The sequence below is a fragment of the Massilia phyllostachyos genome, from assembly GCF_021044825.1.
GTDB lineage: Bacteria > Pseudomonadota > Gammaproteobacteria > Burkholderiales > Burkholderiaceae_D > Telluria > Telluria phyllostachyos.
Genome location: NZ_JAJNOC010000007.1, coordinates 1 through 22,510 on the forward strand (window position 1 = coordinate 1; position 22,510 = coordinate 22,510).

At 64.7% G+C, this 22,510-nt stretch carries 20 protein-coding genes and 7 tRNA genes; 25 read left to right on the forward strand and 2 right to left on the reverse strand.

What is annotated here, in order from left to right; all coding sequences use genetic code 11:
• The first annotated feature begins 459 nt into the window (after positions 1-459).
• The 24 genes from LQ564_RS18755 to LQ564_RS18870 all read left to right on the forward strand — a co-directional run bounded on the left by LQ564_RS18755 (position 460) and on the right by LQ564_RS18870 (position 18,422).
• Positions 460-1,926 (forward strand): DegQ family serine endoprotease, encoded by a 1,467-nt coding sequence (locus tag LQ564_RS18755; protein ID WP_231059640.1) that lies wholly within the window; start codon positions 460-462, stop codon positions 1,924-1,926.
• Positions 1,926-2,195, forward strand: a complete 270-nt coding sequence (locus LQ564_RS18760) for a glutaredoxin family protein (RefSeq protein ID WP_231059641.1) — start codon at positions 1,926-1,928, stop codon at positions 2,193-2,195. Before LQ564_RS18755 ends, LQ564_RS18760 begins: the two co-directional genes overlap by 1 nt.
• Positions 2,196-2,486: 291 nt before the next feature.
• Positions 2,487-4,280 carry a translation elongation factor 4 gene (gene lepA, locus LQ564_RS18765; RefSeq protein ID WP_231059642.1) on the forward strand — a complete coding sequence of 598 codons (1,794 nt, stop codon included), beginning with the start codon at positions 2,487-2,489 and terminating at the stop codon, positions 4,278-4,280.
• Positions 4,280-5,194 (forward strand): signal peptidase I, encoded by a 915-nt coding sequence (gene lepB, locus LQ564_RS18770; RefSeq protein WP_231059643.1) that lies wholly within the window; start codon positions 4,280-4,282, stop codon positions 5,192-5,194. Before lepA ends, lepB begins: the two co-directional genes overlap by 1 nt.
• Before the next feature lie 15 nt (positions 5,195-5,209).
• Entirely contained in the window at positions 5,210-5,614 is a 405-nt protein-coding gene (locus LQ564_RS18775) for a DUF4845 domain-containing protein (RefSeq protein WP_231059644.1), read from the forward strand.
• A gap of 64 nt (positions 5,615-5,678) precedes the next feature.
• Positions 5,679-6,473 carry a ribonuclease III gene (rnc, locus tag LQ564_RS18780; RefSeq protein ID WP_231059645.1) on the forward strand — a complete coding sequence of 265 codons (795 nt, stop codon included), beginning with the start codon at positions 5,679-5,681 and terminating at the stop codon, positions 6,471-6,473.
• A complete protein-coding gene (gene era / locus LQ564_RS18785) occupies positions 6,470-7,366 on the forward strand; it encodes a GTPase Era (RefSeq protein ID WP_231059646.1) in 897 nt (298 codons plus the stop codon). The genes rnc and era overlap by 4 nt, the downstream gene beginning before the upstream one ends.
• Positions 7,367-7,391: 25 nt before the next feature.
• Positions 7,392-8,195 carry a DNA repair protein RecO gene (gene recO / locus LQ564_RS18790; protein WP_231059647.1) on the forward strand — a complete coding sequence of 268 codons (804 nt, stop codon included), beginning with the start codon at positions 7,392-7,394 and terminating at the stop codon, positions 8,193-8,195.
• 10 nt (positions 8,196-8,205) lie between these two features.
• Positions 8,206-8,979 (forward strand): pyridoxine 5'-phosphate synthase, encoded by a 774-nt coding sequence (locus tag LQ564_RS18795; protein ID WP_231059648.1) that lies wholly within the window; start codon positions 8,206-8,208, stop codon positions 8,977-8,979.
• Positions 8,976-9,377, forward strand: coding sequence for a holo-ACP synthase (acpS, locus tag LQ564_RS18800; protein WP_231059649.1), 402 nt, complete (start codon positions 8,976-8,978; stop codon positions 9,375-9,377). The genes LQ564_RS18795 and acpS overlap by 4 nt, the downstream gene beginning before the upstream one ends.
• Positions 9,378-9,540: 163 nt before the next feature.
• Positions 9,541-11,433, forward strand: coding sequence for an excinuclease ABC subunit UvrC (gene uvrC, locus LQ564_RS18805; protein WP_231059650.1), 1,893 nt, complete (start codon positions 9,541-9,543; stop codon positions 11,431-11,433).
• A 306-nt stretch (positions 11,434-11,739) separates the two neighbouring features.
• On the forward strand, positions 11,740-12,318 hold the full coding sequence (pgsA, locus tag LQ564_RS18810; RefSeq protein ID WP_231059651.1) for a CDP-diacylglycerol--glycerol-3-phosphate 3-phosphatidyltransferase: 579 nt from the start codon (positions 11,740-11,742) through the stop codon (positions 12,316-12,318).
• Positions 12,319-12,407: 89 nt separating this feature from the next.
• A tRNA-Gly gene (locus tag LQ564_RS18815) sits at positions 12,408-12,483 on the forward strand.
• Between the two features lie 83 nt (positions 12,484-12,566).
• Positions 12,567-12,642 (forward strand) — tRNA-Gly (locus LQ564_RS18820).
• 55 nt (positions 12,643-12,697) lie between these two features.
• A tRNA-Gly gene (locus LQ564_RS18825) sits at positions 12,698-12,773 on the forward strand.
• Positions 12,774-12,802: 29 nt separating this feature from the next.
• A tRNA-Gly gene (locus LQ564_RS18830) sits at positions 12,803-12,878 on the forward strand.
• 73 nt (positions 12,879-12,951) lie between these two features.
• Positions 12,952-13,025: transfer RNA gene (locus tag LQ564_RS18835), tRNA-Cys, on the forward strand.
• A gap of 157 nt (positions 13,026-13,182) precedes the next feature.
• A tRNA-Cys gene (locus LQ564_RS18840) sits at positions 13,183-13,256 on the forward strand.
• A gap of 855 nt (positions 13,257-14,111) precedes the next feature.
• The gene (locus LQ564_RS18845; RefSeq protein ID WP_231059652.1) at positions 14,112-15,584 is read left to right on the forward strand and encodes a TadE/TadG family type IV pilus assembly protein; all 1,473 of its coding nucleotides are present in this window, start codon (positions 14,112-14,114) and stop codon (positions 15,582-15,584) included.
• Positions 15,581-16,060 (forward strand): TadE/TadG family type IV pilus assembly protein, encoded by a 480-nt coding sequence (locus LQ564_RS18850; protein WP_231059653.1) that lies wholly within the window; start codon positions 15,581-15,583, stop codon positions 16,058-16,060. The genes LQ564_RS18845 and LQ564_RS18850 overlap by 4 nt, the downstream gene beginning before the upstream one ends.
• A complete protein-coding gene (locus tag LQ564_RS18855) occupies positions 16,047-16,658 on the forward strand; it encodes a TadE/TadG family type IV pilus assembly protein (RefSeq protein ID WP_231059654.1) in 612 nt (203 codons plus the stop codon). Before LQ564_RS18850 ends, LQ564_RS18855 begins: the two co-directional genes overlap by 14 nt.
• 158 nt (positions 16,659-16,816) lie before the next feature.
• Positions 16,817-16,890: transfer RNA gene (locus tag LQ564_RS18860), tRNA-Cys, on the forward strand.
• Between the two features lie 546 nt (positions 16,891-17,436).
• Positions 17,437-17,871, forward strand: coding sequence for a DUF305 domain-containing protein (locus LQ564_RS18865; RefSeq protein ID WP_231059655.1), 435 nt, complete (start codon positions 17,437-17,439; stop codon positions 17,869-17,871).
• A gap of 35 nt (positions 17,872-17,906) precedes the next feature.
• Entirely contained in the window at positions 17,907-18,422 is a 516-nt protein-coding gene (locus LQ564_RS18870) for a DUF421 domain-containing protein (protein ID WP_231059656.1), read from the forward strand.
• 3 nt (positions 18,423-18,425) lie between these two features.
• On the opposite strand, the gene LQ564_RS18875 is transcribed toward LQ564_RS18870, so the two are convergent.
• Complete coding sequence (locus LQ564_RS18875; RefSeq protein ID WP_231059657.1) at positions 18,426-19,664, reverse strand: cation:proton antiporter; 1,239 nt, start codon at positions 19,662-19,664, stop codon at positions 18,426-18,428.
• Positions 19,657-20,940, reverse strand: coding sequence for a DUF2254 domain-containing protein (locus LQ564_RS18880; RefSeq protein WP_231059658.1), 1,284 nt, complete (start codon positions 20,938-20,940; stop codon positions 19,657-19,659). Before LQ564_RS18880 ends, LQ564_RS18875 begins: the two co-directional genes overlap by 8 nt.
• Positions 20,941-21,231: 291 nt before the next feature.
• Here LQ564_RS18880 and LQ564_RS18885 point away from each other — a divergent pair, with 291 nt between their 5' ends.
• The gene (locus LQ564_RS18885) at positions 21,232-22,473 is read left to right on the forward strand and encodes a hypothetical protein (protein WP_231059659.1); all 1,242 of its coding nucleotides are present in this window, start codon (positions 21,232-21,234) and stop codon (positions 22,471-22,473) included.
• The last annotated feature ends 37 nt before the right edge of the window (positions 22,474-22,510 follow it).

Consider the following 22,510-nt stretch of genomic DNA (forward strand, 5'->3'; position numbering starts at 1 on the left):
GGGAAGTCATCTGGGAACACTCCTTCCAAGGCATCGCACACTCCAACTGTTGGTGGTGTGCCGATCATAAGAAAAGTGTTACCTATGTCCCTGTACAACTGTCACCTATGTCCCTGTGCCATACAGGTCCTCCGCCCACGCGTTCAACTTGCTAACGAGCAGACGGTGCGGCTATTCGAACGCGGGCTGACCGCGTGGGCAGCGCATTTGGCGCGGCAGATCATATCGTAGAGGTGGAGCTGCCCACCCTACGAAAACCCGTGGCAGTAATGACGTAGCATCGGTTCAGCCTGGAGTTGAACGCGCGTTCGGCGGAGCCGAACACCCTGCGACATCGCAGCAAATCGGGTTGGTGAGCCGAGCCCGCCATGGCGGCACGGCACACGGGCGCCCCGCGCGACAAAGCGGGCATTTTGGCTTACCATAAAGTCAATCTCAGCCTTTACTGATTGCCAACCCATGTCCCGACCTTTCGCCCGCCTGTTCCTGTCGGCCGTGCTGCTGTCCGGCCTGCCGTTTACCGCCCACGCCCTCGAAGACGCCGCCCAGCCCGTTCCCGCCACGCCGCCGCTCGTCACCGGCCTGCCCGATTTCTCGAACCTGATCGACAAGGTCGGTCCGGCCGTCGTCAATATCCGCACCACCGAGCGCGTCACGCGCGGGCAGGGGCAGCCGGGCGAGGAGGAGATGCAGGAATTCCTGCGCCGCTTCTTCGGCGGCCAGATGCCGTCGCCGCGCGGACGCCGCGGCGGGCCGGCCCAGGGCGGCGGCGAAGAGCAGGTGGCGCGCGGGGTCGGTTCCGGCTTCGTGATCTCGCAGGACGGCTATGTACTGACCAATGCCCACGTGGTCGAGGGCGCCGACGAGGTCACCGTCACGCTCACCGACCGCCGCGAATTCAAGGCCAAGGTGCTGGGCGCCGACCGCCGCTCCGACGTCGCCCTGCTCAAGCTCGATGCGAAGAACCTGCCCTACCTGCGCACCGGCGACTCGAGCAAGATCCGGGTCGGCGAGTGGGTGGTGGCGATCGGTTCGCCGTTCAACCTCGATAACACCGTCACCGCCGGCATCATCTCGGCCAAGTCGCGCGACACCGGCGAGTACCTGCCGCTGATCCAGTCCGACGTCGCCGTCAACCCGGGCAACTCGGGCGGCCCGCTGATCAATATGCGCGGGGAAGTCATCGGCATCAATTCGCAGATCGCCACCCTCTCGGGCGCCTACAACGGCATCTCCTTCGCGGTGCCGATCGACGAGGTGATCCGCGTCGCCGACCAGCTCAAGGCGACCGGCAAGGTCACCCGCGGCCGCCTCGGCGTGCAGATCGGCGAAGTCACCAAGGACGTCGCCGAGTCGCTCGGCCTGGGCAAGGCGCGCGGCGCCGAAGTCTCGATGGTGGAAGCGGGCGGGCCGGCGGAGAAGGGCGGCATCAAGGTCGGGGACATCATCCTGCAATTCAACAAGCAGCCGATCGAGACCACCCGCGATCTGCCGCGCCTGGTGGGCGCCACCAAGGTCGGCAGCCGCGCCACCGTCACCGTCTGGCGCCGCGGCGCCCAGCTCGAAGTGCCGGTGACCATCGTCGAGCTGCAGGAAGAGCGTAGCCCGACCGCGCGCCCGACGCCGAAGAAGCCGGCCCCGGGCGCCGCGCCGAACGCGCTCGGCCTGGTCGTCACCGACATCAGCGCGGCCCAGCGCGGCGAGCTCGGCGTCGAAGGCGGCGTGCTGGTCGAGAACGCCGAAGCGGCCGCGGCGACCGCCGGCATCCGTCCGGGCGACGTGATCTCGCAGGTCGGCAATACGGCGGTGACGGCCGTTGCCCAGTTTAATGGCCTGATCGCCAAGCTCGATCCGAAAAAGCCGGTGGCCCTGCTGGTGCGCCGCGAAGGCGTGTCGCAGTACGTCGTCATCAAGCCGCGCCAGTAATGTCGGTGGTGCCATTTACCCTGTACTCGCGCAGCTATTGCCACCTGTGCGAGGACATGCGGCTGGCCCTGCTCGCCCTGCAGCGGCCGGGCGAGCGCTTCGAAGTGCGGGTGATCGACGTCGACGCCGACCCGCAACTGGTCGCTCGCTTCGACGAGCTGGTGCCGGTCCTGTTCGGCGACCCGGCCGGCCCGGAGCTGTGCCACTACTTCCTCGACCCGGCCGCCGCGCGCGGCTGGGCCGACGCCTGCAGCGCCGTCACGGCTTGAATCGCGCCCCGGGCGCCCGCATTTACGCCCGCATTTACGCCCGTCGATGCGCCAGTCGGCGGGTTTCTGGCTCTTCCCAAGGTCAAAATCGGGCTTTCCCGCCCGGAATCCGGTAAAATGCCGGGTCGGAAAAGCCCTGTGTATCAAACACGGGCTGTTCCCAGCAAGATCGAGGCGCTTCGGCCGGGGCCGGCATGCCCCCACGGAGCGCTTTTTTGCATGTCCGGATTTACTTCGTCGTCTGTACCGTCGCCGCACCGTCCGCGGCCTTTTAGGTTTTGAGCTTTGTTAATGAACAACATACGTAACTTTTCCATCATCGCCCACATCGACCACGGCAAATCGACCCTGGCCGACCGCATCATCCAGCTGTGCGGCGGGCTGTCGGAACGCGAAATGGATGCGCAGGTGCTCGACTCGATGGACCTGGAGCGCGAGCGCGGCATCACCATCAAGGCCCAGACCGCGGCGCTGCAGTACAAGGCGCGCGACGGCCAGACCTACAACCTGAACCTGATCGACACCCCGGGCCACGTCGACTTCTCCTATGAAGTCTCGCGCTCGCTGTCGGCCTGCGAAGGCGCGCTGCTGGTGGTCGACGCCTCCCAGGGCGTGGAAGCGCAAACCGTGGCCAACTGCTACACCGCGCTCGACCTGGGCGTGGAAGTGGTGCCGATCCTGAACAAGATCGACTTGCCGCACGCCGACCCGGACAACGCCAAGAAGGAAATCGAGGACGTGATCGGCATCGACGCGTCCGACGCCACCGTCTGCTCGGCCAAGACCGGCCTGGGCGTGGAAGACGTGCTGGAAACCCTGATCGCGAAGGTCCCGCCGCCCACGGGCGACAAGGACGCGCCGCTGCAGGCCCTGATCGTCGACTCCTGGTACGACCCGTATGTGGGCGTCGTGATGCTGGTGCGCGTGGTCAACGGTACCCTGCGTCCGAAGGACAAGATCCTCTTGATGGCGACCGGTTCCGTGAACCTGGTGGAAAACATCGGCGTGTTCACCCCGCGCTCGGTCTCGCTGCCGGAACTCTCCGCTGGGCAGGTGGGCTTCATCATCGCCGGCATCAAGGAACTGACCGCCGCGAAAGTGGGCGACACCGTCACGCTGGCCAACAAGCCGGCCCCCGCGCCGCTGCCGGGCTTCAAGGAAGTCCAGCCGCAGGTCTTCGCCGGCCTGTTCCCGGTGGAAGCGAACCAGTACGACGCCCTGCGCGATTCGCTGGAAAAGCTCAAGCTGAACGACGCCGCCCTGATGTACGAGCCGGAAGTCTCGCAGGCGCTGGGCTTCGGCTTCCGCTGCGGCTTCCTGGGCCTGCTGCACATGGAAATCGTGCAGGAACGCCTCGAGCGCGAGTTCGACATGGACCTGATCACCACCGCCCCGACCGTGGTCTACGAGGTCGAGATGCGCGACGGGTCGATCATCCGCGTCGACAACCCATCGAAAATGCCGGAACCGTCGAAGATCAACGAAGTGCGCGAGCCGATCGTCGACGTCAATCTGTACATGCCGCAGGAATATGTCGGCGCGGTGATGACCCTGTGTAACGGCAAGCGCGGCATCCAGATGGACATGGCCTACCACGGCCGCCAGGTCAAGCTGCACTACGAAATCCCGATGGCGGAAATCGTGCTGGACTTCTTCGACCGCCTGAAATCGACCTCGCGCGGCTACGCCTCGATGGACTACGAGTTCAAGGAAAACCGCGCTGCCGACGTCGTGAAGGTCGACATGCTGATCAACAGCGAAAAGGTCGATGCGCTGGCGATCATCGTGCACCGCGCCAACGCACCGTACCGCGGACGCCAGGTGGCGGCCAAGATGCGCGAACTGATCCCGCGCCAGATGTTCGACGTGGCGATCCAGGCCGCGATCGGCGCGACCATCATCTCGCGCGAAAACGTGAAAGCGCTGCGCAAGAACGTGCTGGCCAAGTGCTATGGCGGCGACATTTCGCGTAAGAAGAAGCTGCTGGAGAAGCAGAAGGCCGGCAAGAAGCGCATGAAGCAGGTCGGCTCGGTGGAGATTCCGCAGGAAGCCTTCCTCGCCATCCTCCAGGTGGAAGAAAAATAATGAACTTGCAACCCATTCTGGGCAACTTCGCCCTGATCCTGTTCGTCCTGATGGTGGTCACCGGCGTCATCTGGTGCCTGGATGTGTTCGTTCTGGCCAAGCAGCGCCGCCGCAACGCCGACGCCGCGCTGCGCGAATACGACGCGAGGAATGCCAAGCTGCAGGCCGAGGGCATCAAGCCCGACGTCAGCAAGCGCGCCGAGATCGAGCAGGGCATCGTGCGCCAGCCGGTCTGGATCGAGTACTCGGGCAGTTTCTTCCCGGTGATCGCGCTGGTCTTCGTGCTGCGCTCCTTCCTGTGGGAGCCGTTCAAGATCCCGTCCTCGTCGATGGTGCCGACCTTGCTGGTGGGCGACTTCATCCTGGTGAACAAGTATGCCTACGGCATCCGCCTGCCGATCATTAACAAGAAGATCATCGAGATCAGCGACCCCAAGCGCGGCGACGTGATGGTGTTCAAGTATCCGAAGGACATGAGCCAGGATTACATCAAGCGCGTCATTGGTGTGCCGGGCGACAAGATCACCTACGCCAACAAGCGCCTGACCGTGAACGGCCAGCCGGTCCAGTACACGCCGGTCGGCAAGTACCTGGACGACCAGCACCCCATCTACCACGATGAGTTCACCGAGGACCTGACCGGCGTCGCCCACCGCATCCTGAACAGCGACAACAAGCGCACCCTGGACATCGGCGCCGTCGAGAATTTCCCACACCGTGAAGCCTGCGAGTACACCTACGATTCGTTTACCTGTATCGTACCGGAGGGAAATTATTTCATGATGGGCGATAACCGCGACAACAGTGCCGATAGCCGCTACTGGGGCTTCGTGCCGGACAAGAACATTGTTGGCAAGGCGATCGTCGTCTGGATGAACTTCAGCGATCCGAAACGGGTCGGTGGCATCCAGTAAAACGGAGAACACACCATGCATCGACATCATCCTCTCGCGCGCCAGGCCGGCATCTCGCTGACCGGCCTGATCTTCGTCCTGGCCGTGCTCGGCATCGCCGCCGTGTTCGCGATGAAGCTGGTGCCGACCTTCCTGGAATACCGGGCGATCAAGGGGGCGATGGAGCGCGCCAAGGAAAGCGGCGGCACGAACCGCGAAATGCAGGTAGCCTTCAACAAGAACGCCGACGTCAACGGCGTGACCGCGATCGGCGGCGCCGACCTGGTGATCACGCGCGAGAATGGCACGCCGGAACTCAGCTTTGCGTACGAGAAACGCGTGCCGTTGATGGGCAATGTCAGCCTGGTCATCGACTATGCCGGCACCACCGATCCGAGCGGCGTGGTGGCGGCCAAGGAAGACGCTGCCGGCGGACAGTAAACCCGCGCCCGGTGCCGCCGGGCCATATTTGGCGCCCGGAACCACGGGCGCGAGCACAGAAAACATGAATCTACAGTTATTGCAAACGCGCCTGGCTTACACGTTCCGGGACACGGGCCTGCTCCAGCAAGCCCTGACCCACCGTAGCCATAGCGCGGTGCATAACGAACGCCTGGAATTCCTCGGCGACTCGATCCTGAACTGCGTGGTCGCCTCGATCCTGTACGACCGTTTCAGCCACCTCGACGAGGGCGACCTGTCGCGCCTGCGCGCCAACCTGGTCAAGCAGCAGTCGCTGTTCGAGATCGCCCAGAAACTCGAGCTGTCGCAGTTCCTGCGCCTGGGCGAGGGTGAGCTGAAGTCGGGCGGCTTCCGCCGCCCCTCGATCCTGGCCGACACCCTGGAGGCCCTGCTGGGCGCGATCTTCCTCGACAGCGGTTTCGATGCCGCGCGCGACACCATCCGCGCCTTCATCATCCCGCTGCTGGAGTCGGTCGACCCGGCGACCCTGGGCAAGGATGCCAAGACCCTGCTGCAGGAATTCCTGCAGAGCAAAAAGATTTCGCTGCCGACCTACAACGTGGTGGCGACCCATGGCGCCGCCCACAGCCAGGAATTCGAGGTCGAGTGCCTGGTGCCCAAGCTGAACGTGCAGGTCTTCGGACGCGGCGGCAGCCGCCGCGCCGGCGAACAGGCCGCCGCCCGGCTGGCGCTGGAAGCTGCCCAGGCCGCGCTGGCCAAGGCGCCATCCAGCCGTAAAGCCAAACCACGCGCCGCCCAGATGAAACTGGGCATCGGCACCATCCAGGGCGAAACGCCCGTGGCGCAACAGGAACAACCAGGAAACACACCAGCATGAGCACCACCCCAGAACATTTCCGCTGCGGCTATATCGCCATCGTCGGCCGTCCCAACGTCGGCAAGTCGACCCTGATGAACGTGCTGATCGGCGCCAAGGTGTCGATCACCTCCCGCAAGGCGCAGACCACGCGCCACCGCATCACCGGCATCCAGACCCGTGACGACGCCCAGTACATCTACGTCGACACCCCGGGCTTCCAGACCCGTCATGCGAACGCGCTGAACAAGACTTTGAACAAGACGGTCTCGAACACCCTGACCTCGTCGGACGTGATCCTGTTCCTGGTGGAAGCGGGCACCTTCGGGCCGGCCGACCAGCAAGTTCTGGACCTGCTGCCGAAGAATGTGCCGGTGGTGCTGGTCATCAATAAATCGGACCGCATGAAGGACAAGGCGGTGCTGATGCCGTTCGCCCAAAAAGTGGCTGCGCTGCGCGACTTCACTGCGATCGTTCCGGTGTCGGCCAAGATGCGCTTCCAGGTCGATTCCCTGGAAAACGAGATCAAGCGCCACCTGCCGGAAAATCCGCCGATCTTCGGGCCGGACGACATCACGGACCGCAGCGAGAAATTCCTCGCCGCCGAGATCGTGCGCGAAAAAGTGTTCCGCCTGCTGGGCGACGAGCTGCCCTACACCAGCACCGTGCTGGTCGAACAGTTCCAGCAGGAGGGCAATTTGCGCCGCATCTTCTGCGCCATCCTGGTCGAGCGCGATACCCATAAGTCGATGATCATCGGGAACAAGGGTGCGCGCCTGAAAGAGATCTCGACCCAGTCGCGCCTGGACATGGAAAAGCTTTTCGATGGTCCGGTGTACCTGGAAATCTGGGTCAAGGTAAAATCAGGCTGGGCCGACAACGAAGCCGGCCTGCGCGCCTACGGTTACGAATAAATCACTGGAGGCCGTTCTAGAGCGCATGCCCAGTACAGACGACCTCATCGACACGTCGGAACAAGCCGCTTCGGCGACTGCTCCGGCGCCTGCCAAGCGCAGCCGTGCACCCGTCCGCGACACCCGCGTGACGGGCCAGCCCGGCTTCGTGCTGCACAGCTATCCCTATAAAGAGACCAGCTTGATCGTGGACCTGTTCACGCGCGACTTCGGCCGCATCGGCGTGGTCGCGAAAGGGGCGAAGCGGCCGCTGTCGAAGCTGCGCGGCGTGCTGCAGACCTTCCAGCCGCTGTCGCTGTCCTTCAGCGGCAAGTCGGAGCTGCGCACCCTGGTCGACGCCGAGTGGGTCGGCGGCATGCTGCCGCTGGAGCGGACCGCGCTGCTATGCGGCTTCTACCTGAACGAGCTCCTGGTGAAACTGCTGGCGCGCGACGACAAGCATCCGGCCTTGTTCGATCACTATGTCTCGACCTTGAACCAGCTGGCGCATGGGGAACCTGCGCCGATCGTCTTGCGAAAGTTCGAACGGGCCCTACTTAAGGAGACTGGCGTGGCCGCCGACCTGCGCCGCTGCACCACCACCCGCGCGCCCGTGGAGCCGGGCGGCGACTACGTGGTCGATCCGGAGAAGGGCGCGCGTCTGGCCGTTTCGAACGACGTGTGGCCGGTGGTGGCGGGCAAGACCCTGCTCGACATGGAAGGCGAGGACTACAGCGACCCGGCCACCCAGGCCCAGAGCAAGCAGCTGATGCGCTTCCTGCTGGCCCACCACCTGAACGGCGCGCCGCTGAACACGCGCCAGATTTTGATTGACCTCAGCCAGTTATAACAAGGTACCCATGAGCTTCCTGCAACCCGCCGGCCCCGTCATCGACCTGGGCGTCAACATCGACCACATCGCCACCGTGCGCAATGCCCGCGGCACCAGCTATCCGGACCCGATCCGCGCCGCGCTGCTGGCCGAACAGGCCGGCGCCGACCTGATCACCCTGCACCTGCGCGAAGACCGCCGCCACATCAAGGACGCCGACGTGCTGGCCCTGCGTCCGCAACTGGCCACGCGCATGAACCTGGAAGCGGCGGTCACGCGTGAGATGATCGACTTCGCCTGCCAGGTGAAACCGCAGGACGTGTGCCTGGTGCCGGAGCGCCGCGAAGAAGTCACCACCGAGGGCGGGCTGGACGTGATCCGCTACTACAAGGAAGTGGAAAGCGCCGTCAAGCAGCTGAAGGATGAGGGCATCCGCGTCTCGCTGTTCATCGATGCGGACGAGGCGCAGATCGCCGCCGCTGCCGACGTCGGCGCGACCGTGATCGAGCTGCATACCGGGCGCTATGCCGAGGCCGAGGGCGACGAGGCCCTGCGCGAGATCGAGCGCATCAAGGCCGGCGTGCATGCGGGCGCCGCGCGCGGCCTGCGCGTGAATGCCGGTCACGGCCTGCACTACACCAATGTGCAGCCGATCGCGGCGATCGCCGACATCCACGAGCTGAACATCGGCCATGCGATCGTCGCCCACGCGCTGTTCGCGGGCTGGGAGAACGCGGTGCGCGAGATGAAGGCGATCATGGTCGCGGCGCGCCTGGGTGTTCGTTACGGGACGCGCGCGTGATCTACGGGATCGGCACCGACATCGTGCAGATCTCGCGGGTCGAGGCGGCCTTGCAACGCAGCGGACCGCGCTTCGCCGAGAAGATCCTCGGACCCGAGGAGCTGGCGAAGTACCATGCGAGGAGCGCCAAGCACCCGGTGCGCGGACTGCGCTTCCTGGCCACGCGTTTCTCGGCCAAGGAGGCGTTCTCGAAGGCGATCGGGCTGGGCATGCGCATGCCCATGACCTGGCGCTCGGCCCAGATGCTCAACGCGCCCGGCGGCAAGCCGGTCATCGTGTGCAGCGGGGCCTTGGAAGAATTCATGCGCGAGAACAGGCTGAGCGCGCAGGTGTCGATCAGCGACGAAGCGGATTACGCGGTCGCGTTCGTGATCGTGACGAAGGACGTCGCCGTCTAGAAGGTTCGGAGAAGTGGGCAAGGAAGAGCAGTTCCCGGCGCAGCAGGACCTTGCGCAGGACCACAGGGGCGTAGCGCGTGCGGCGCGGATCGGCGCGGCCAAACCCAGGATCAGGAAAATCGAGTCCGTCACGCCGCGCGTGCGGCCGGACAGTTGGCAGGCCATGAAAGAAGAATTGAAAGCGACATTGCAGGGCGACGCGGCACAACCGGTGCAGCCGAGCGAATCGGCGCGCGAGCAGGTGCTGGCAACCGTGGCGAAACTCCCCGGCCTGCCGGGCGTCTACCGCTACTTCGACGCCAACCAGCAGGTGCTCTACGTGGGCAAGGCGCGCAACCTCAAGAACCGGGTGTCGAGCTACTTCCAGAAGAACCTCTCGAGCCCGCGCATCGCGATGATGGTCTCGCAGATCGCACACCTGGAAACCACGGTGACGAGCAGCGAGGCCGAGGCGCTGATCCTGGAAAACAACCTGATCAAGACCCTCAAGCCGCGCTACAACATCCTGTTCCGCGACGATAAATCGTACCCCTACATCCGCATCACGGGCGGCGAGGCGCCGCGCCTGGGCTACTACCGCGGCGCGCTGGACAAGAAGAACCAGTATTTCGGGCCTTTCCCAAGCGCTTGGGCGGCCAAGGAATCGATCCAGCTGCTGCAGCGCGTGTTCCTGCTGCGCACCTGCGAGGACAGCGTGTACAGCAACCGCACCCGTCCTTGTTTGCTGCACCAGATCGGCCGCTGCAGCGCGCCTTGCGTCGACCTGATCACGCCGGAGGATTACGCGCGCGACGTCGACAACGCGGCGCGCTTCCTGCGCGGGCGCCAGAGCGAAGTGCTGGCCGACCTCGAAGAGAAGATGCAGGCCTACGCGATGGAGCTGAAGTTCGAGCAGGCGGCCAGCATCCGCAACCAGATCCAGGCGCTGTCGAAGGTGCTGCACGCGCAGAGCATGGAGACGGTGGGCGACGCCGACGTCGACGTGATCGCCGTGGTGGTGCAGGGCGGACGCGCCTGCGTGAACCTGGCCATGGTGCGCGGCGGCCGCCACCTGGGCGACCGCGCCTACTTCCCGACCCATGTGGGTGAGTCGTTGGGCGAGTGCCCGATCGAGGTCGAGGTGCTGTGCGCCTTCATGGCCCAGCACTATGCCGGCCAGTTCATCCCGGGCACGCTCATCATGAACATCGAATTCGACCAGCCGGAGCTGATCGTGGCGCTGTCCGAGCAGTGCGGCCACCGCATCAACCTGATCTTCCAGCCCCAGGGCCAGCGCCGCCAGTGGCTGGAGATGGCCTGCAAGGGCGGCGAGATCGCGCTGGCGCGGCTGCTGTCGGAGCAGGGCTCGCAGCAGGCGCGCACGCGCGCGCTGGCCGACGTCCTGCAGCTGGACCAGGAAACGCTCGACGAACTGCGCATCGAATGCTTCGACATCAGCCACACTGCGGGCGAGGCGACCCAGGCGTCCTGCGTGGTGTTCCACCACCACCAGATGCAGAACGGCGAATACCGCCGCTTCAACATCAACGGCATCACGCCGGGCGACGACTACGCCGCGATGCGCCAGGTGCTGCAGCGCCGCTACGAGAAGGTGGCCAATGGCGAAGGCGTGATGCCGGACATCGTGCTGGTCGACGGCGGCAAGGGGCAGGTCGAGATGGCGCGCCAGGTGTTCGAGGAGCTGGGGTTGCCGATCTCGATGATCGTCGGCGTCGCGAAAGGGGAGGGCCGCCGCGTGGGCCTCGAAACCCTGATCTTCGCCGACGGCCGCGCGCCGCAGGAGCTGGGCAAGGAGTCGGCGGCGCTGATGCTGGTCGCGATGATCCGCGACGAGGCGCACCGCTTCGCCATCACCGGCATGCGCGCCAAGCGCGCCAAGGTGCGCCAGGCATCGCGTCTGGAGGAGATCGAAGGCATCGGCGCCAAGCGCCGCCAGCGTTTGCTGGCGCGCTTCGGCGGGCTGCGCGGGGTGATCGATGCGAGTGTCGAGGACTTGATGTCGGTGGAGGGGATTTCGAGTACGCTGGCGGAGGAGATTTACAGGCAGCTGCATTAAGTGAAACCGGGGCGTGTGCCCCGGTTTTGTTTTTGGAAGAGGCTAAAGTCAAATCAGGCTCCGGCCTTCGCCGGAGCGACGGTCTATCTGCTAACTACTTCGATCACTCATCGACCCGCGCCAGTAGCACGTCGTACGCGCCACTGGCGCCTACGATTTCCGGCGCAGGCCGGAACCCAAGTTCGTGCCGCAGCCGCTACCGTCCCCATGCACTCCTGAACACATGCAGACACGTCACCTAGTCCAATTTGCAATACCCATGTAGACTACCGTCGAAACTTTCATTCCGTAATCAGTGCTTTTCTCATGCCCTTCAACATCCCGATTCTCCTGACCTGGCTACGCGTAGCGCTGATTCCCCTGGTTGTAGGCGTCTTCTACCTTCCCACCCACTGGTTGCCGCTGGCCGACCGCAACCTGGCCGCCACCCTGGTCTTCATCGTGGCCGCCGTCACCGACTGGTTCGACGGCTTCCTGGCGCGCCGCTGGAACCAGACATCGGCCTTCGGCGCCTTCCTCGACCCGGTGGCCGACAAGCTGATGGTCGCCGGCGCGCTGCTGGTGCTGGTGCAGCTGGACCGTGTGAATGCCATCATCGCCTTCATCATCATCGGCCGCGAGATCACCATCTCCGCGCTGCGCGAATGGATGGCCCAGATCGGCGCCACCAAGTCGGTGGCCGTGAGCTCGCTCGGCAAGATCAAGACCGCGGCCCAGATGACCGCGATCCCGATGCTGCTGTTCCACGACGTGATCATCGGCATCGACACCCACTACTGGGGCGAATACTTCCTGTGGCTGGCCGGCGTGCTGACGGTATGGTCGATGTTCTACTATTTGCGTAAAGCCTGGCCGTTAATTAAAGAGAAAGCGGAAACCTTGTAAGAAATGTTCCGTGTCATCCTTGACGTACGGAATAGAATCTCTATAATGCCTGCCTGTTGCAACGACATCGTTGCAGAATGAAAGACGAAGCGGGAGTAGCTCAGTTGGTAGAGCGCAACCTTGCCAAGGTTGAGGTCGAGAGTTCGAGACTCTTCTCCCGCTCCAAAGTTTCAAGAATGATCAGTGCTCTGCACGATTGGCAATCTTGAAAAAATGTCAAAGTTCTGTAATAATGATTGCTCTGAAACGCGGGAGTAGCTCAGTTGGTAGAGCGCAACCTTGCCAAGGTTGAGGTCGAGAGTTCGAGACTCTTCTCCCGCTCCAGTTTGCTGAAAAGCAGATTGGCTGCGACAGGCGTAGTAGATAGTAAGACTCCAATGCGGGAGTAGCTCAGTTGGTAGAGCGCAACCTTGCCAAGGTTGAGGTCGAGAGTTCGAGACTCTTCTCCCGCTCCACAGGTTTTACGATAAGTTGTACTCCATATGCGGGAGTAGCTCAGTTGGTAGAGCGCAACCTTGCCAAGGTTGAGGTCGAGAGTTCGAGACTCTTCTCCCGCTCCAGAATTCAGAGAAGACTTCCTTCTCGGTTGATACGGCACATAACCGCCCGGTCAGCTTTCCCAAGATTACCTCTGGCGAGGTAGCAAAGCGGTTATGCAGCGGCCTGCAAAGCCGTCTAGACGGGTTCGACTCCCGTCCTCGCCTCCAGAATCTCTTGCATGGGCCCCACACGGGGCCCTTTTGTTTTTCGGCTCGTCCATTGCCCATCCAGGCCGTGAACAGATATCGACTAAGCAAACCGGAAAAATGATTTTGCTTGAGGTGGCACACAGTTCGACGGAGCCGCCAGCCTAAAATTGGTTCTGGCGAGGTAGCAAAGAGGTTATGCAGCGGCCTGCAAAGCCGCCAAGACAGGTTCGATTCCTGTCCTCGCCTCCAGACATCAAGGACTTGGCCCGCTCCATTGCCTGCCATCGGGGTGCTCAGTCGGACCCGGCCCAGCTGCGCTGCTGGAACGCAGCTGTTGCCGATCCATGAGAACGAGTCTCAGCCACGCGAATACGGCCCCGGTCCAGAGCATCCATACAATCATTGCAGTCGATACCGGATGTGGCATCCGGTCGGTCGTGACCAGCCCCGCAACCATTCCCGCGCAGAGCATCGATACGCAAGTGGCCGGGCTCCTGCGGCAACTCCCGACGCGAGACCACGGAAAGAAACACAGGAACATGACGTAAGGTATGCACGGGGTCGCCCACCCGATCCCGGCAAGCCTGGCTCCCACGTACCCAGCGCCCGCCATGCATATCGATACGGCCAACAAGGGCAGATTTCCCGAGCCGCCGCTTGTGAGTTCGCATGCCTCGTGCCTGTAGCTCCCGGCCCTGCGGACCATCAGCACGATGGCCGCCGCCCCGACCACTCCGCTGAACAGGAATGCAGCGGGCTTGGCGCCTGCGACAACCAGGCAGTCCATCAGCAGGACCAGGCCGGATGAAATGCACAAGAGCCCGCTGAAACCGGCGCCGAATGTGCGCGGATGTCGATTGTCGTCGTCTCGCATGCGCCGTCCCTCCATGGTCTATCGCATCGCCGTCGAACAAGCTTGACGGCATTCCGGTATCGATCCTTGTTCTAAATCATTCGCAGCCCATTCGCCTGTCGAATCCGCCAGGGCGTCTGGACCGGCGCCTGTCCTTATTCCTGACTCGGATTGCGTAAGGTCAATTGACCGAAGCAGACGACAACTAGACTTGGCAGGTCATCACGCGTCGGGATTCGAGAGGAGGCAGCATGGGCATGGACATGGGCAGGCCCCGCACGCGTCGTCGCACCCACATGACGTTCAGGCGCCCGGATCGTCAAGACGGCGCCGTGGCAGTGATGGCCGTGGGCGCGATCGTCATCCTGTGCGGATTCTGCAGCCTGGCGCTCGATCTTTCCCGCGTCTACAACCGGAAGATCGAGTTGCAGAGCGTCGTGGATGCGGCCGCGGTGAGCGCCGCAATCGAGCTCGACGGCACGAAGGCCGGACTCACACGGGCGGCACAGAAGGCTGCGTCATTGTTCGCGATACCCGTCGTGTACGGCGGTCCCAGCTACGGCTATTCCCAGGAAGCGATGGAGTGGTCGAGCGACGCGATCAAGTTCGCCGCCACGCCGAATGGCCCCTGGCTGTCGAGCACCGATGCCGCTTCGAAAACCGTCCCCAACGGTCTCCTGTTCGTGAAGATCGATACCGCGGGGCTCGATCCATCGTATGGTGAGGTGCGCACCTTGTTCCTGCCGGTGATTTCCGATGGCGAGCCGATCCTGTCGACGTCCGCCAGCGCCGTGGCCGGCGCCTCGGCGGTCAGTGTCATGCCGTTCGCCGTCTGTGCGATGCACGGCGATGAAAAGCACAGCCGCAATGGCGAGCTGGAAGAGTTCGGGTTCCGCCGCGGCGTGAGCTACGACCTGATGCAGCTCAATCCCGAGGCATCGGGAGAAGGGCAGACATTCCTGATTCATCCCTATGGCGGCCCCGGCGCCGCATCGACATCGCCAGTGGATTTCAATACCGTCGCACCGTCCATCTGCACCGGCGTCATGGGCATCGCGCGGGTGATGGGCGGCAGGGTCCCGGTCTCGTCACCATTCCCCCTGAACGACTACCACGAGCAATTCAATTCGCGATTCGATTCGTACACCGCGCCGTGCACGGCCGATACCGCGCCGCCGGACCGGAACATCAAACAATACAAGTTCAACGACGGCAGCGTGCCGTGGATGGCGGCGACCGCGAAAGGGCAAGCATCGGACTTGCATGAGGATACGGTCAACCACAAGCGCTGGACCGTTGCGGGACCGTACCCGTCGCCGCCCGGCACCACCGCCGCGCAATACGGCCCGCTGTGGTCCTACGCCAAGGCCGTCAAATACGCCGACCCGGCGCCGACAGGGGGCTATGTCGCCTACCTGACGTCGAACTGGAAGGACCTGTACACGCCGGGAGAACCCGGCGCCAAATCCACCTATCCATCCGGAACCCCGTACACGACCGCCGGCGCGACCTACGGGGAGTCGCCCAGCCGCACCGGCGTGCGCGACAGGCGCGTGCTGAACGTTCCCCTGCTCGCCTGCCCGGTGGCTGAAAACAGGGCGACGGTGAAGGGAATCGGCAGGTTCTTCATGACCGTGAAGGCCGACGGCACCCACTTGTACGCCGAGTTCGCAGGACTGGCGGAAGAACAGATGTTACGCACCCGTGTGAGGCTCTACCCATGAACACATTTTTCCTACGGCGCCATCGGCGCAAGCAGCGGGGAGGTGTCGCCATCGAGGCAGCAATCCTGCTGCCGGTGATTATCCTGTTCCTGGCAGTTCCGCTTTTTCTGGCGCGTATTTTCTGGTACTACAGCGTTGCCGAAAAAGCGGCACACGACGGTGCGCGCTTCCTCTCGCAGGTGAGCCGGGTCGAGATCCAGGCGTCGAGCGGCGGCGCGGAACCCGGTGTCGCGGCACTGGCGAAAGCAATCGTGAATGCCGAACTCGCCGAAATCAGGCCCGGGCTGGTCGGGGCGACCCCCTCGGTCCTGTGCGACGGGCTGATGTGCGGCGGCTTGAGCGTTCCGTCGATGGTTCGCGTGGCAGTCCAGATACGTGTGCGCGATGACATTTTCGGATTCGTCACCGATCCCTTCTTCGGCGAGGACGGCCTGCTGCTGACGGCCGACGTCACGGTGCGCTATGCGGGCCATTGAACGATTTTTCAGGATCGCTCCGAGCCGGACGAAACAGAACGGCGTCGCTGCTGTCGAGTTTGCACTCGTCGCCTTCGTGTTCTTCGCGCTGTTCTTCGGGATCGTCGAAATGGCTCGCGCGATGTACATCATCAATACGCTGCAGGAAGTAACCCGTCGCGCTGCAGCGTTCGCCACCAATGCCGACTTCAGCAACGCAGCGATCATGCAGGGAGTGAAGGAACATGCCATCTTCCGCAATTCGCCGGGATTTCTCGTTTTCGCACAGCCGGTCGCCGACACCCATATCGTGATCGACTACCTGTGGATTCAACGCATTGGTGGAACGCTGACGATGCTCCCGATTCCGGCAAACGCCATGCCTGCGAACCCTGCGGCCAACTTCGCGAACTGCCTGGCGAATCCGTACAGCGAGAGCTGCATACGTCTGGTGCGCGTGCGCGTGTGCGAGACAGCCGACGGCGATCTTTGCGAGCCGGTCGGCTACCAGGCACTGGTCTCGCTGGTTCCGTTCTCGTTCGGCCTGCCGCCATCCGTGACGATCGTGACCGCCGAGACCCTGGGCATGCCCGCCGGCGTTCCTACGTGCGAGTGCTAGCGCTTGTCTCCGCAACGTATTCATGCGGCAATGCCGTATTGGGCCGGACACCATGGACGAAGCATCCAGAACGCTTGACGGGGTCTCGAGCTGGTTCACGGTGAGCTCCCTTGAGACTGCGCACACCCAAGCGCAGCGCTAAGCGCAAACTTGGTCCTGGCGAGGTAGCAAAGAGGTCATGCAGCGGCCTGCAAAGCCGCCGAGACAGGTTCGATTCCTGTCCTCGCCTCCAGACAATCATCGTACGGGCTCCTGTTGGGGCCCGTTCGTCTTTTGCCGGCAGAACGCGTGGCGATATACGTTTTCGGAAGCTTTGCCCGAAAAATTCCGCGGCTTGGCGCGATACCCTCCGGCGATCGGCGTTCACGACTTCCCCCGGCCTGATGTCGAGTGGGAGACGATTCCTGGCTGCTAAGCGTTCGCCGAGGAGCCGGCGCCGCGCAGGTCCCCGACGCCCGCCGAATACGATAACGCGGCCAGCGCCGTACACGTGCGCGGGGAGATGCATTGACGGCTTTATATATTGCGCCAGAGAACTTAATGGCTGCGCGTTTGACAATCGTGTGTACGTCGGCATCGCGCACTGCGGACATTCCTCGAGCGAGTCGATGAAGACGGGACCAGGCGCGTGCCCCGTGTTCGCGGCGCTTGCTACCATGTTCGTGCGAATGGACTTGCTCTTCCAAACGGACGATGCCTGTCCTTCTTGCCGGAACGCCAGATCCGGCCTTTTTGCAGGATGGGAGGCACAGTGGGAAAATACGGACGGTTTGCCCTCATGATCGCGTGTTCAACGCTGCTGATGTATGGGCTGATGTACCTGAATACCCATGCGCTGGAACACGTGCGGTTCAGCCAGACGCGCGCCTGGATGGCCCTGCTCATGGGCGCCGCGATGGCGATCGTGATGCTCGGCTTCATGCGCGGCATGTACCCGCGCAAGGGGGTGAACGCGGCGATTTTCGCCGGCGCCGCCGCGCTGTTCGCGCTGGCGCTGTGGCTGGTGCGCAGCCAGGCGACCGTGGACGACGCCGCCTACATGCGCGCGATGATCCCGCACCATTCGATCGCCATCATGACCAGCGAACGCGCGCGCATCGCCGATCCGCGCGTGCGCAGGCTGGCCGACGGCATCATCGCCACGCAGCGCAGGGAAATCGCCGAGATGGAGGCGCTCATCGCCGACATCGAGGCAAACGGGCCACGGCGCTGAGCGCGGCGGCAGGTTTTCGCGGAAGGAAAAAGACGATGTGGTTCGAGAGCTGGCACAACATCTATCGCGTCATCGTGGTCGGTATCGTGGCCTATGCCGGGCTGATCGTGCTGCTGCGCCTTAGCGGCAACCGCAGCCTGTCGAAGATGAACGCCTTCGACCTGGTGGTGACGGTCGCCTTCGGTTCGACCCTCTCCAGCATCCTGCTCAGCCGCGACGTGACGCTCGCGACCGGGCTGGCCGCGCTGGCCTTGCTGGTCGCGCTGCAGTTGGCGCTCACCTGGCTGTCGGTGCGCTCCTCCGCCGTCAGCCGTCTCGTCAAGACCCGGCCCACGGTACTGCTGCGCGAAGGCCGGCTATGCCACGAGGCGCTCAAGCGCGTGCGCATCACCAGCGACGAAGTCGAGGGGGCGGTGCGCCGGCACGGCCATGGATCGCTGCGCGACATCGACCTGGTCGTTCTCGAAACCGACGGCAGCCTGTCGGTGATCCCCGCCAGCCAGGCCGGCGACCGGTCCGCCTACGGCAAGTTGCGGGACGGCGCGCCCTAGCCCTCAGCTGGTGCAGGGAACGACCCGCCGCACCAGCCTTTCCACGCTGAGCCCCTGTACCAGCACCGACAGCACCACGACCACATAGGTCATCGTCACCAGCGCGTCCCGCTCGGTCCCGGCCGGCAACGACAGGGCCAGCGCGACCGAGATGCCGCCGCGCAGGCCGCCCCAGGTCAGCACCTGCCAGGCGCCCTGGGGCAGGCCGGAACGCCTGCCCAGCACCGCGACCGGCAGGCCGGCGCTCAGCAGGCGGGCCAGCAGGGTCACCGCGGCCGCCAGCAGGCCGGCCGCGAACAGGGTGCCCGAGAACGGCAGCACCAGCGCTTCGAAGCCGATCAGCACGAACAGCACCGCATTGAGCATCGCGTCGAGCAGTTCCCAGAACCCGTCGAGCTGTTCGCGGGTGTGGTCCGACATCGCCTCGCGCCGGCCGCGGTTGCCGATCAGGATGCCGGCGGCGACCATCGCCAGCGGCCCGGAGACGCCGAGCACGTGGGCCAGGCTGTATCCGCCGAGCACCGCCGCTACCGTGATCAGCACTTCTTCCTGGTAGCTGTCGATACTCTTGAGCATGAAATAAGTCAGGGCGCCGAGGATCGCACCGTAGAGGATGCCGCCGCCGGCCTCGCGCAGCAGCAGCAGCGAAGTGTCGGCAACGCCCGGTACCTGGTGCTCGACGGCGATCGCTGCCATCACCGTGAAGACCACGATGCCGACGCCGTCGTTGAACAGCGACTCGCCCGACACCACGGTTTCCAGCGTGGCCGGCGCGCCCACCTTGCGCAGCAGCCCGGTCACCGAAATCGGATCGGTGGGCGCGATCAGCGCGCCGAACACCAGGCAGAAGGGCAGGGGGAGCGGCAGGCCGGCCAAGGGCAGCAGGCAATGCAGGCCGAACCCGACCAGCAAGGCGGCGGCGAGCGTGCCCAGCACCGCCAGCAGGCCCACCTGCCAGCGGTAGCGCGCGAGCTGGCGCAGGTCGACCTGCAGTGCGCCGGCGAACAGGAGCAGGCTGAGCATCCCCTCCATCAGCACGTCGGAGAAATCGATGACACCGAACAGCTCGGCGGCGTACTGGCGCGGACGGCCCAGGCCGGCATGGTCGAGCAGCAGCGTCGCCGCGGACAGCATCAGGGCGGCCGCCATCACGCCGATGGTGGCCGGCAGGCGCAGGTAGCGCGCGTTGAACCAGGCGATGACCGCGGTGACGACCAGGAAGACGGGGACGAATTCAGGCATCGCTCCCTCCATCGCCTACGCGGGCCGCTGCGCCCCAGTAAGCGGCGTGGCGCGCGCGCACCTGTTCGCGGTCCGGGCCGAAGACGAGCGCGCGTTCGGCGCGCGCCAGCGCCAGGTCGGCATGGCGGCGCGCGGCGGCGCGCATGCCGGGCTCGCCCGAGGCGCCGATCTCGCCCAGCACCCGCTGCACGCGCATGGCCACCTCGATCAGGTGGGCGCCGTCGCGCGCGATCGCGGTGAAGCCGTCGTCGAGCAGGTCGTCCGCCAGCAGCGCTGGCGCGGCCACGCGCTCGCACGCCGGCGCCTTCGGCTCGCAGGGGACGGTCCAGGCCGCGTACAGGCGGTGCAGGGAGCCCAGCACGGCGATTGCGGTGCCGGGGTCGTTGATGGCCTGCGACAGCGCGCGGCAGCCGATTTCGGCAAGCACCACCAGCCCGAAGCGGGGATCCTCGTCGAACTGGCGCAATGGGCCGATAGTGAAGGCCTTGCGGATCTCGCCAGGTTCCAGCGGGCCGCTGGCGCCGGAATCGGGCAGCACCCAGGCCAGCGGACGCGCGGGCGAGACCATGGCGCCGGGCAGAACGGCCAGGGTGATGCGCAGCCCGCGGCCGGCGGCGATGCGCTGCAGCAGTTCCATGTCGACGCGCTGCAGGTAGCCGATGCGCTCGTCGTGGACGGCCAGTCCGGCCGGCGCGCCGCCGGCCGCGACGCCGCCCAGCCAGGGCGCACGCCGGCGCCGTTCGATCGCGCGCGCGGCGGCCTGCTCGGCCTTGGCGATGACGGCGCCCAGGCGGCCCAGGCGCGCGATGCTGTCGACCCAGCGCACGAACACCAGGATCACCGCCACCATCGACAGCAGCGTGAAGGCGAACAGGGTGAAGCGGCCGGCCTTGCCGAAATAATCGTTGGTGGTGGCGCTGAGGGCCACGATCGCGTAGATGAAGGCGCCGACGAAGACCGACAGGGCGTTCTGCGACACGTCGTCGGCGACGATCAGGGGAAAGGCGCGCGCGGTGGCCGATTGCCCGGTCGAGGCATAGGCCGATACCATCGATGCGACGGCGAAGGTGGCGACTCCCAGCATGCTGGCCGCGATGATCTTCAGCAGGTCCACCACGGAGCCCTGGGCGATTTCCGGAACTTTCCAGTCGATCGGGATGCTGTCCGCCAGGTGCGCCAGCAGCACGCCGCAGACCGACAGGATGCAGGCGATCAGCGGCTTGACCCAGAGGCGTTCGCGCAGGCGGTTGAAGAAGAATTCGAAACGGTTTCGCATGGTTCGGTCGCCGGCAGTCAGTGCAGGGAAGCAGCTTGCCGGATTTGCCGCGAGCCGTCGGTTAGCTGGGAAACACTGAAAGCTTCAGTATCATAAAAACATCAAAATTTGTGCAAATGCTATTGTCTTGCTAGAATGATGCCGGCGATGACGGGCTCGGGCCGCATGTCGTGCGCGATGCGCGGCCCCGGGATTCTTGCACGCCCATTCGGGTCGAACGATACCGCCGCCCATGCGCTCCCGCCGCACTGCTCGCGGCCGCTTCCCGTCACGACCGCTAGAAAATTCCACATGAACTCACATCACGACAGTACATTCCCGGGCCTGTGTTGCCCGCGCCATGCCGCCATCGCCATCGCCATCGCCATTGCGGGCTGCGCGGCTCTCCTGCCGGCCGCGGCCGCCGAGCCGCCGGCGGCGCCGCTCACGGTCGGCGGCGCGGTCCGCTTCAACTACGTCCACAAGAGCTGGCAGGATGACTACCGCAGCGGCTTCTTCGGCCTGGACACGGCGCGCATCGACGTCAACTACGACGACGGGCGCCTGATCGGATCGGCCCAGTACCGCTACAACAATTTCCCGAAGGGGCAGGGCGGCTACTGGCAGCATTTCCTCCACCATGGCTGGGGCGGGGTGCGCTTCGACGACGGCGGCGAGCTGCACATCGGCCTGGACCGCAATCCCTTCGGCCTCCAACCCCTGGCCTCGAACAATTTCTACGAATCGATCGCGTTCTACGCCGGCCTGGAAGACAAGTACGACCTGGGCCTGAGCTATGCCAGCCGCCCCGGTCCCTTCGCATGGCAGCTGGCCTTCTTCCCGCGCGACGGCGGCTCCTACGGCGGCGGCTCCAACACGGCGGGCAAGTCCAACCGCTATTCCTACAATATCGTGCCGGACGACGCCGAGCAGGGCTTCGGCACCGGCCAGACCGATCGCGAGCGCAACACCGTGGTGGGGCGCATGACCTGGCAGGCCGGCCCCGGCGGGCGCCACGAGTTCGGCGTGTCGGGACTCGGCGGGCAGATCGACAACGGGCGCGGCACCGACACGCGGCGCCGCGCCGTGGGGCTGCACTACCGCGGCAAGTTCGGCCGCACCGAGATCATGCTGCAGGGCGTGCGCTACCGCTACCGCACCGCGCACGGCGCCGGCCGGACCTACGGCGGGCTCGACCCGGACAGCTTCGTCATGCTGGGCGGCTTCGGCTATCCCTTCCCGGTGGCGTCGGCGGGCGACATCCGGATCGCCAACATCAGCCACGACATTCCCGGCAGGCTCGGCCCCTTCCACGGCTTCAAGGTCTACAACGACTATTCCGACCTGCGCAAGCGAAGCGGCCCCTACCGGGATTCGGTGCAGAATGTCACCGGACTGAGTTTCTCCGCCGGGAAGTGGACCTTCTATGCCGACCTGATGTTCGGCAAGCACCACCCCTACCTGTCGCCCGATGCCGGCGGCCTGGCCGCGACCGCGGCGGAGCACGGGGGCTTCACGCGCAGGATCAACCTGCAGGCCGGCTACTACTTCTGAGCGCATTGCCCCCAAATATTTACAAGAAAGGTGCGAA

Coding starts and splice junctions, on each gene's coding strand:
- lepA (WP_231059642.1), top strand. CDS start 2,487: ATGAACAACATACGTAACTTTTCCATCATCGCCCACATCGACCACGGC.
- LQ564_RS18855 (WP_231059654.1), top strand. CDS start 16,047: ATGCGGGCCATTGAACGATTTTTCAGGATCGCTCCGAGCCGGACGAAA.
- era (WP_231059646.1), top strand. CDS start 6,470: ATGAGCACCACCCCAGAACATTTCCGCTGCGGCTATATCGCCATCGTC.
- uvrC (WP_231059650.1), top strand. CDS start 9,541: ATGAAAGAAGAATTGAAAGCGACATTGCAGGGCGACGCGGCACAACCG.
- LQ564_RS18865 (WP_231059655.1), top strand. CDS start 17,437: ATGATCGCGTGTTCAACGCTGCTGATGTATGGGCTGATGTACCTGAAT.
- LQ564_RS18775 (WP_231059644.1), top strand. CDS start 5,210: ATGCATCGACATCATCCTCTCGCGCGCCAGGCCGGCATCTCGCTGACC.
- LQ564_RS18850 (WP_231059653.1), top strand. CDS start 15,581: ATGAACACATTTTTCCTACGGCGCCATCGGCGCAAGCAGCGGGGAGGT.
- LQ564_RS18880 (WP_231059658.1), bottom strand. CDS start 20,940: ATGCGAAACCGTTTCGAATTCTTCTTCAACCGCCTGCGCGAACGCCTC.
- LQ564_RS18875 (WP_231059657.1), bottom strand. CDS start 19,664: ATGCCTGAATTCGTCCCCGTCTTCCTGGTCGTCACCGCGGTCATCGCC.
- LQ564_RS18755 (WP_231059640.1), top strand. CDS start 460: ATGTCCCGACCTTTCGCCCGCCTGTTCCTGTCGGCCGTGCTGCTGTCC.
- pgsA (WP_231059651.1), top strand. CDS start 11,740: ATGCCCTTCAACATCCCGATTCTCCTGACCTGGCTACGCGTAGCGCTG.
- lepB (WP_231059643.1), top strand. CDS start 4,280: ATGAACTTGCAACCCATTCTGGGCAACTTCGCCCTGATCCTGTTCGTC.
- LQ564_RS18885 (WP_231059659.1), top strand. CDS start 21,232: ATGAACTCACATCACGACAGTACATTCCCGGGCCTGTGTTGCCCGCGC.
- LQ564_RS18760 (WP_231059641.1), top strand. CDS start 1,926: ATGTCGGTGGTGCCATTTACCCTGTACTCGCGCAGCTATTGCCACCTG.
- LQ564_RS18870 (WP_231059656.1), top strand. CDS start 17,907: ATGTGGTTCGAGAGCTGGCACAACATCTATCGCGTCATCGTGGTCGGT.
- recO (WP_231059647.1), top strand. CDS start 7,392: ATGCCCAGTACAGACGACCTCATCGACACGTCGGAACAAGCCGCTTCG.
- LQ564_RS18845 (WP_231059652.1), top strand. CDS start 14,112: ATGGGCATGGACATGGGCAGGCCCCGCACGCGTCGTCGCACCCACATG.
- LQ564_RS18795 (WP_231059648.1), top strand. CDS start 8,206: ATGAGCTTCCTGCAACCCGCCGGCCCCGTCATCGACCTGGGCGTCAAC.
- rnc (WP_231059645.1), top strand. CDS start 5,679: ATGAATCTACAGTTATTGCAAACGCGCCTGGCTTACACGTTCCGGGAC.